We start from the raw sequence: 8,092 nt of genomic DNA, 5'->3' as shown, positions 1-8,092 counted from the left end.
CTTATTCTCTCCCGGCGCGGTGGCTTTAGTTCTTCTCAAAGCCACCGTTCTCATCTTTATTTAGTCTAAAGTACAGTCCAAAGGTTTACCCTACATACTCCGACGCCTTTTGTCAATGGGGGAACTTCAGTTTAATGATTGCATCGAGAAACTGACGGAGTATTTCGTGTTTCCTTTCGGTCAAGCGCACCCTGCGGGATTTGTTTGAAATGGAAGCAAAAGTGCGATCGTGATGTTGAGTTGAATGCGATCGGCTTGTGCTGGGTGATGTTGAGTTGGATGTGCGGGTTCGGGGTGAGTGCGATCGTCAAACAATAACCTAGACGAACGCCACCTCCGATTTCTAATTCAGCTTCAAGGAACTGCGGAGCGTTTTTGAATGCGCCCAAAAGAATGGGGACACTCTCAATCAGAGTCTGTCATGAAGTACCATTCTCCACAAAAGCTTTTAGCTTTGAAGCGTTCCTCACTGCATTTCCCTCTCCGTCGTTGTTGAAGTAGACGAACACAGGTTGCCCTTGACTTTCCCACTCGTGGATGCGATCGGCCCACCAGTGCAAATCATCATCCGAGTAGGAGCCGCCGTAGAGATTGTTGGCGTCGGGGCCGTGGAGTCGCACATAGACGAATGAACCCGTTACACGCAGGATACACGGAAGGTGGGCGCCACTCATGACGCAGTAAGCCGCTCCTTCGCGTTCCAGCAGCGAAAATACCTCTTCCGTGTGCCAGCTTGGGTGTCGGAATTCCACAGCTACTTTGATCCAAGGGGGAACCTGTTCTAGAAAGTAAGCTAGGCGGGCCAAATCGCAGCCGAACTGGGGAGAGAGTTGGACGAGCAGAATACCCAATCGATCGCCCAGGGATTGAAGTCCCTCACTCATGCGTTCCAACCACTTTTCTGGCGAATAAAGACGCTTGGAGTGCGTTAGACCACGGGGCGCTTTTACGGTCATCAAAAATCCTTGGGGGAGGCGCTCTCGCCAGTTAGCAAAGGTAGTGTTTGGTGGCCAGCGGTAGTAGGTGCTATTAACTTCGACGGTTTGATAGTGCTGGATATAGCGATCTAGCCTAGAGCGAGGCGGTAGCTGGTGGGGATAAAGCACACCTTCCCAATGGTCGTAACTCCAACCTGAAGTGCCAATATGAACAATCGAATCCGGGTTCATTATCCCTTCCATTATTCGGATTTGGAAATCGCTACTGAACAAACAAAGTCCGCGCAGGCGGACTAAGAATATGATATTTTAAAACTGGATGCGATTGAATTACTTGGCTCGCTCGCTCCTACCTCGCTCTGCCGCTTTTTCTACTGCTTTCTGTCCCGGCGTAACTGCTTCGCCCACGTTATCTTTTACCGATTCTATAAATTTTTTGGTACTGGGGGCGATCGGTTGGTCGAGATTCAGCTTTTCTCGGATATTGTCAACGGCATCATTTCCTCCCTTCTCGATATCGGTTGTTGGCGGGCGATCGGGACGGGCAACTTCGTAAGACTTAGCTTCAGGGGTTAAAGATGTAGCGATCGCTTGCATTTTGTTGCCCGACAATTCCAATTCGGAGCTAAAAATCAGCGCTATTCCTAAAGCAAAGATTATTCCAACTCGCAGGCAAGTTGTAACTAAGCGCGATGTAAACTTTTTCATTGAAAAACTCTGTTTTTTCTGTGACGACTGTAATACAGAATAATTTCGGTTTTTGGTTTGCAAATCTATCTAAAGATAGGACTTGGGGCAAATTTATGGTATTAGCATTCTTCCCAAATCAACCTCAACAAAAAAGTTTTGGGCGCTGCGGCGTCAACAGGCTACCGAGCGCAACTACGAACTCAAAAAAGGTACATTTACTACTTCCCCTGACACCGATCCGACTTGCACTTTCAGTCCTTCGCCGCCCGCTTTTGTGCGGATGTAAGCAAGACCAAAAAAGCCGGATTCAGTTTCCGTAAAACTGGTGAGTTTGCCAACTTTTTCCTCTCCGATTGTGACTCCTGTTCCGGGTTCAACCGCATCGCTCAACTGCACGCCCCAAAGTTCCTGTTTTACTCCTTTGTAGGTGTTCAACCGGGCAATTGTTTCTTGACCGATGTAGCAGCCTTTGTCATAGGTAATCGTGTGTAAAAGGCGGGCTTCTAGGGGGTTGTAATCCTCTGTGAGTTCAAAATCGGGTGCGGGGCGTCCTTGTTCGATTCGCAGTTGTTCCCAAACTCGATCGCCCATCGGTACAGCCCCAGCTTTGACTAATTCCTTCCACAAGTTGGCTGCATCGCTTGCTGGCGCAATTAACGTGTATCCGGGAGTTACTAAACCGCTACCAACCGCAACTCGAACCCCCCCTTCATCCCCCCCTTGGTAAGGGGGGGAAAGAGGGGGGGTTTTTATCAATTTGTGAGTAGCGTAAGGTTGATTTTCGAGTTCGGTAACTCCTATTTTTTCTAATAGTTGAGTGCTTTCAGGGCCGAGGAAACTGAAAGCAACAGTTGTATCGGTTAAATCTGTTAACTCGACGCGATCCATTGGGAAAATATAGCGATCGAGCAATTCCAGCAGTTGGCGGCGGCGGTTGGGCGAAACTAACAGCAGTACGGCATCTTCTGTAGCATATGCGGTGGCGAGATCGATCGTCCGGGCGGTGGAAGTCACAAAAACGGTGTCGCAACCTTGACCGGGTTTGAGTATATTAAAGTTATTGGTACTTTGATTGTGCAAGAACCGCAGGCGATCGCTGTCTGAGATTTGAATGCGTCCCCAGTGAGTGCGATCGTACAAAGCCGCACCTTGTTTAGTTGCTGCGATCGCTTCTGCGTCGTTACCAAAACTGACTGGCACAATTTCTTTGGTTATTAACTCTGCAAAAGTAGCACCGGCTGCTGCTTGAATGTCGTGCAATTCCTGAATCATAAGATTTTGTTGACTGTTAACTGTTGACTGATGACTGATAACTGATGACTGTTGACTATTAACTACTGCTTTCCTATCAACTGACAACTGACAACTGACTATTTGCCCAAATTGGTGAATATTTCTTGGATTAATTGGCTGGCTTTAGCATCAAGCCGATTCCAATCTACATCGCCAGTCTCATCATCAATCAAGCTAGTATCAATTACAACTTCTTGGCTTTGGATTTGACTGTGGGCGGGCTGGTAGTTGACAAAGCAGACTCGATAGCAAAGTTCCCAAATATCGATACATCTTTGCTCGCCTTGAAGCTCTAAAATTAGTTGATAGCCAGGAATGGGAATCTGCACTTCTTGATAAGTACCCGTCCAAACTGACTCCTCTAATTGTTTGCGGATGTTGTCGAGCACTCGGATCATCGCTGGCTGCATGAGCAGTTCAGCTTGCTGCCAAGCGATCGGGCTAGTTATTTTAGGCTTCATATACAGGGTTCTAAAAAAGAAAATCAATAAATTAATTTTCTAGCATTGGGTGCCAACTTTTGAGACATCCGCCACAGAATGTTAAATTGAGTCGTCACCAAATTCAACAGTCAACCCTAAACAGCAACAGCCGTTCTCGGCTTGACGGCTAAAAACGGCTGAAACTGTTGATATTGAGTTATCGGATGGGTAATGTAGGATTTGAACCTACGGCATCCTGCGTGTAAAGCAGGCGCTCTACCACTGAGCTAATCACCCAATTGCACTCACCGGGATTTATCATATCACAGTAACTCAGAAAGATCAAGTAAAAAAAATCCTAAACTTTAAATGCCCTCTGGCCGCACCCACGATCAAATAACCATGTGGAGTTTGCCCTTCGTGGCAGCCCTCACCTTTGGCCAGACTCAGAGCAGCAACCTGACTTTGCTCGTTTCCGGCAGTTTCTTATTCGGCGGGCTGATGTTTGGCCCCGACTTGGATATCTACTCGTGCCAGTATCAGCGCTGGGGATGGTTCAAACCCATTTGGCTCCCGTACCAAAAAAGCCTGCGCCACCGCTCTTTTTTGTCCCACGGCCCTCTGATCGGCACTGCTTTGCGAATCTTGTACCTCGCTATCTGGATCGCGGTTTTCGGAATGTTGGGATTGGCAATTGCCGAAAAAGCCGGGAACTTAGGCGGGAATTGGCAGGATGTGGTTTTGAGTTACGGGCGATCGATCTGGGAACACCGCATCGAAATTTTAGCCGTTTACATCGGTCTAGAATTAGGCGCTATGAGCCACTATCTAAGCGATTGGGGCGGCTCGGCTTACAAAAGATTCAAAAAGAAAGGATTGAGCGGGTTGCGGCCTCCTAAGACAATTAAGAGGCCCAAAATCAAAGCTCCCACTCGCACATCTAGCAAATCCATAGCGGAAGGAAGAAGGAAGAAGGAAGAAGGAAGAAGGAAGAAGTAATACAATCAGCAGAAGGAAGAAGGAAGTTCGGCAACGGATTCTGTAACGGATGTAACGGATGTAACGGATGTTAGGAAGAAGGAAGAAGGAAGAAGGAAGAAGAAGTAATACAATCAATGGTTGGATCTCTTAACAACGTTATAACCGTCTTGGCGGTTGATATAAAAGGTAAATTATTATGTCTAATTCTGAAAGTCGATCGCTCACAGCACTCGCAGAACTTATAGAAGTTGTGGCTAAATTGCGATCGCCAGACGGCGGATGTCCTTGGGACTTAGCCCAAACTCCCCAAACTCTAATTCCTCACATCATCGAAGAATCTTATGAAACCGCCGACGCGATTCGCAAAGGAGATAAAGATGCGATTATCGAAGAATTGGGCGACTTACTGTTACAGGTAATTCTGCAAGCTCAAATTGCCAGCGAATCCAATCAATTTACCTTTGCCGAAATAGCTGCGGGCATCACAGAAAAACTAATTCGGCGACATCCCCACGTCTTCGGCGATGTCGAACTCAACAGTGTGGATGAAGTTAACGAAAACTGGGAAAAAATCAAAGCAGCAGAAAAAGGCACAACTGCGGAAAAGCCGCCAACTTTAGCCTCGAAAATGAGCCGTTATGCCAGCACTTTGCCGCCGATAACCGCCGGGATGAAAATCTCTCAAAAAGCTGCGGAAGTGAGTTTTGATTGGGACAGTGTAGAGGGCGTTTGGGATAAATTTCACGAAGAAATGGCAGAATTTGAACACGCTCTCAAACACGAGGATAAGGCAGCGCAGCAGTCAGAATTGGGAGATATTATGTTTGTGTTGATTCAATTAGCTCGCTGGTACGATTTAGATCCGTCTGCTGCTTTGCAGGGAACAAACGATCGCTTCGTGCAGCGGTTTGCTATGGTGGAGGCTGCGTGCGATCGACCTTTGTCAGATTATGCCCCAGAAGAGTTAGAATCTCTGTGGCAGCAAGCTAAAGCTTTAATTGCTAAACAAAAGGGCGATCGGTAATCAATCACCGCAGATCAACACAGATCAAAAGACATCAGCGTTCATCTGTGTTCATCCGCTAATATCTGCGGTTCAAAACTCCCAATCTCAATAATTTGGTTGCATCAGTCCCGATGTCAGCAATCAACTATTCGTAAAGCTTCGCGTCATTGTACGGCGGATGTTCGCAAGCGATATAAAGCGCATTTGTCGGTTCGAGGGCTTCCCCAGTCACCGGATCGATCGGCTTGAGGACAAAGCATAACAGACTGAGCGATCGCCAATCCAAATTATCCAGCTTCCCGCGTTCGTAACGGTTGACTGTTGCGGCACTGATACCCACATCTTTGGGTACGGGTTGATTTGTAGCTGTGAACAGCGCCTCTTCATATCCCTTTGTTTTGAACTCTGTTTCGCTGACAGACCAGCCTGTTGTCTGTCTTGCGGCTTTTAAAATCTTCCCCAAACGCATCCGCCCCGTTTCAGTGAAGCGAACGGGACGCAATTCCTGCTCTTTGTCTACCACAGCTTTGTTAGAGAGTCCTGACATTACCTATCTGCAAATAATCTAGTCATAGAGCTTCGCATCGTTGTATGGGGGATGTTCGCACGCGATATATAAAGCATTTGTCGGTTCGAGGGCTTCCCCTGTCACCGGATCGATCGGCTTGAGGACAAAGCATAACAGAGAGAGCGATCGCCAATCCAAACTTTCTAACTTCCCGCGTTCGTAGCGACTAACAGTAGCATTACTAATACCGACATCTTTTGGTACAGGATCTCCGGCTGTCCGAAACAAAGCGGCCTCGTATTCTTTTGTGACCATTTCTGTTTCAATAATTGACCACCCCCGAATCTCTCTAGCTGCTTTCAGAAGTTTGCCCAATCTACCGCGTCCCGTATCCGTAAATCGCACAGGGCGCAGTTTTTCCTGATCGACGACAGCCTTAAAGTCAAGAAATCCCGGCATTTTACAGATCCAATTTAACTCTTAAGCTAGCTGTACTTTTGCCTTGCTCAAGGCAGCACACAGGGTTTGAGCATTACACATTTAGAAACATTACTGCAAGTTCTCTGCATTCGTGTAGAATGATATGATATAGTAAGATCCAAAGACGAACACCAACTAACTCACCCAAGTTCAGGAGTGACTCAGCTATGACAGCACTGTTTCGCCGCATCCAACCCTCGAAAAAGCTCCGCATCACCGTCAGGTCGTAGGCGTAAGCCGGGGCGTAGCCATCGCCCAACTGCTCAAAATCAGCCAAAACCTGATTAAGCGAGTCGAATCATGGGCTTTCGTGGTTTTCGTCCACCATCGGGATAGAGGCGGCCTGTTTGTCAGCTACCGCAGGCTGGAAGAATGGCAAAATGCGATCGCCCATCATATCCAAACCTGCCCCACCCTTGGAGAACTATCGCAGCTCAAAACATCCATTCACTACGACAGCCGGAAATTCAAAAAACAATCTCTCCCAAAAACACTTGACTTTTTAAATCAAATGTGCATTAAAAGACAAGACGAACTCAACATCTGGGAAAGCTTAAACAGCATTGCTTCCTAGCAGAAATCAAGCAGATTTCCTAACGCTAGCAACCGCACCCAACCGTGAGGACGCTGTTAATTGCTCAAACCCTTGCCTTTGATTCTGTCAACTGTCAACTGTCAACTGTCAACTGTCAACTCTTCCTTGCCAAAAAACAGAAGCGAAACATTTGCGAGCAATTGCGAGATAAAATCACCCCAAACATCACCCGCGAATGCTCCGCCACATTCATGAAAGCAATCACCAAAGCAATTAAGACATTGCCTGAGCGATATAATCAAAATAAGGAGCTGCTTCCTTAGCATCATCCTGATTGAGCAAAGCCAAAGAAGCTTCCTTCAAACAGCGGATAGCTTCGACCATGCCAGGAACAGGAACGCCCAGAGAATTATACATTTCCCGAACGCCAATCAAACCGATGCTTTCGATCGGCTCCTTGTCACCCGCCAAGATACCGTAGGTAATCAGGCGCAAGTACCAGCCGTAGTCGCGCAGACACAAAGCCCGTTCGCGTTGGCCGTAAGCATTGCCGCCAGGAGAGATAAAATCAGGGCGTTTTTTCCAGAGTTTTTTGCTAGCTTCTTCAACAATTTTTTTCTCACTGTCAGACAGCGCAGTAGCAATACGCACCCGCTGTTCTCCGGTTTTAAAAAAATCTTTGATGCTTTGAAGTTCGCCGGTACTGGGATAGCGAAGTTCGTCGTCGGCTTGGAGAATTAGTTGGCTAACTACGCTCATTGTTATTCAAAAAAATTGAGGATATTTGAGAGTAAGATTAATTGACATGCTCATCCCTTAAAGATGAGATTCTTGATTGGGCGATTTACTTTGCTTCTAACATTTATCAACATTAGAAGTAGCGGGTAAATCTCCGCAAACGTTATGCTTGATGTTCAAGCCAGTTTCCCTGTGTTCCAGGCTACTGCGGGAAAAACTCAAAAACTGCGAGTGAGAGTTTTGATGTCGGCAGACACTTTGACTGTTTAACGAGTTTTTGCTACCTCGCCCCAACAGCATATCGCACAGGATCGATCGAGGCAACTCACGGCAGGCTTGACTTGCAGGTTGAAGCTTAGCTTTAGCAGCAAGACGTTCAGCAGCAGGAAGACAGCCTGCAATTGAGCTTGAGTGCGATGGCTTACGCCCCGCTTCGCTACGACTTATCTCAAGAAAGAGAGAGCGATATTGCATTACCATATTAAATCCTACCATGACTAC

11 protein-coding genes and 1 tRNA gene are annotated in these 8,092 nt (G+C 47.0%); 3 read left to right on the top strand and 9 right to left on the bottom strand.

Features of this window, described 5'->3' with window-relative positions; genetic code table 11:
• Nucleotides 1-419 precede the first annotated feature (419 nt).
• The 5 genes from Q5691_RS18390 to Q5691_RS18370 all read right to left on the bottom strand — a co-directional run bounded on the left by Q5691_RS18390 (nucleotide 420) and on the right by Q5691_RS18370 (nucleotide 3,640).
• A complete protein-coding gene (locus Q5691_RS18390; protein ID WP_333211640.1) occupies nucleotides 420-1,169 on the bottom strand; it encodes a DUF72 domain-containing protein in 750 nt (249 codons plus the stop codon).
• A gap of 99 nt (nucleotides 1,170-1,268) precedes the next feature.
• Nucleotides 1,269-1,646: a hypothetical protein gene (locus Q5691_RS18385; RefSeq protein ID WP_333346161.1), complete on the bottom strand. Its 378-nt coding sequence runs from the start codon at nucleotides 1,644-1,646 to the stop codon at nucleotides 1,269-1,271.
• Nucleotides 1,647-1,820: 174 nt separating this feature from the next.
• A complete protein-coding gene (gene ygfZ / locus Q5691_RS18380) occupies nucleotides 1,821-2,900 on the bottom strand; it encodes a CAF17-like 4Fe-4S cluster assembly/insertion protein YgfZ (RefSeq protein WP_333346159.1) in 1,080 nt (359 codons plus the stop codon).
• Nucleotides 2,901-2,998: 98 nt separating this feature from the next.
• Complete coding sequence (locus Q5691_RS18375; RefSeq protein WP_333211636.1) at nucleotides 2,999-3,382, bottom strand: hypothetical protein; 384 nt, start codon at nucleotides 3,380-3,382, stop codon at nucleotides 2,999-3,001.
• A 186-nt stretch (nucleotides 3,383-3,568) separates the two neighbouring features.
• A tRNA-Val gene (locus Q5691_RS18370) sits at nucleotides 3,569-3,640 on the bottom strand.
• Between the two features lie 72 nt (nucleotides 3,641-3,712).
• On the opposite strand from Q5691_RS18370, the gene Q5691_RS18365 reads away from it, so the two are divergent.
• Both Q5691_RS18365 and mazG read left to right on the top strand, forming a co-directional pair.
• On the top strand, nucleotides 3,713-4,342 hold the full coding sequence (locus Q5691_RS18365) for a metal-binding protein (RefSeq protein WP_333211633.1): 630 nt from the start codon (nucleotides 3,713-3,715) through the stop codon (nucleotides 4,340-4,342).
• A 178-nt stretch (nucleotides 4,343-4,520) separates the two neighbouring features.
• The gene (mazG, locus tag Q5691_RS18360) at nucleotides 4,521-5,348 is read left to right on the top strand and encodes a nucleoside triphosphate pyrophosphohydrolase (protein WP_333346155.1); all 828 of its coding nucleotides are present in this window, start codon (nucleotides 4,521-4,523) and stop codon (nucleotides 5,346-5,348) included.
• Nucleotides 5,349-5,475: 127 nt separating this feature from the next.
• Here mazG and Q5691_RS18355 read toward each other — a convergent pair whose 3' ends face one another.
• Nucleotides 5,476-5,877 (bottom strand): helix-turn-helix domain-containing protein, encoded by a 402-nt coding sequence (locus Q5691_RS18355; RefSeq protein WP_172192721.1) that lies wholly within the window; start codon nucleotides 5,875-5,877, stop codon nucleotides 5,476-5,478.
• An 18-nt stretch (nucleotides 5,878-5,895) separates the two neighbouring features.
• Entirely contained in the window at nucleotides 5,896-6,297 is a 402-nt protein-coding gene (locus Q5691_RS18350) for a helix-turn-helix transcriptional regulator (protein ID WP_190733505.1), read from the bottom strand.
• Nucleotides 6,298-6,628: 331 nt separating this feature from the next.
• Between Q5691_RS18350 and Q5691_RS18345 the strand changes: the two genes are divergently transcribed.
• On the top strand, nucleotides 6,629-6,892 hold the full coding sequence (locus Q5691_RS18345; protein ID WP_333346152.1) for a hypothetical protein: 264 nt from the start codon (nucleotides 6,629-6,631) through the stop codon (nucleotides 6,890-6,892).
• 234 nt (nucleotides 6,893-7,126) lie between these two features.
• Here Q5691_RS18345 and Q5691_RS18340 read toward each other — a convergent pair whose 3' ends face one another.
• Together Q5691_RS18340 and Q5691_RS18335 are read right to left on the bottom strand one after the other, a co-directional pair.
• Entirely contained in the window at nucleotides 7,127-7,612 is a 486-nt protein-coding gene (locus tag Q5691_RS18340) for an allophycocyanin subunit alpha-B (RefSeq protein WP_190746013.1), read from the bottom strand.
• A gap of 96 nt (nucleotides 7,613-7,708) precedes the next feature.
• On the bottom strand, nucleotides 7,709-8,086 hold the full coding sequence (locus tag Q5691_RS18335) for a hypothetical protein (protein WP_333312262.1): 378 nt from the start codon (nucleotides 8,084-8,086) through the stop codon (nucleotides 7,709-7,711).
• Nucleotides 8,087-8,092 lie beyond the last annotated feature (6 nt).

Source organism: Microcoleus sp. w1-18aA5 (assembly GCF_036701705.1).
Lineage (GTDB): Bacteria > Cyanobacteriota > Cyanobacteriia > Cyanobacteriales > Microcoleaceae > Microcoleus.
Note: the sequence above shows the minus strand (reverse complement) of the source record. Positions and strands in the feature narration are given on the sequence as shown.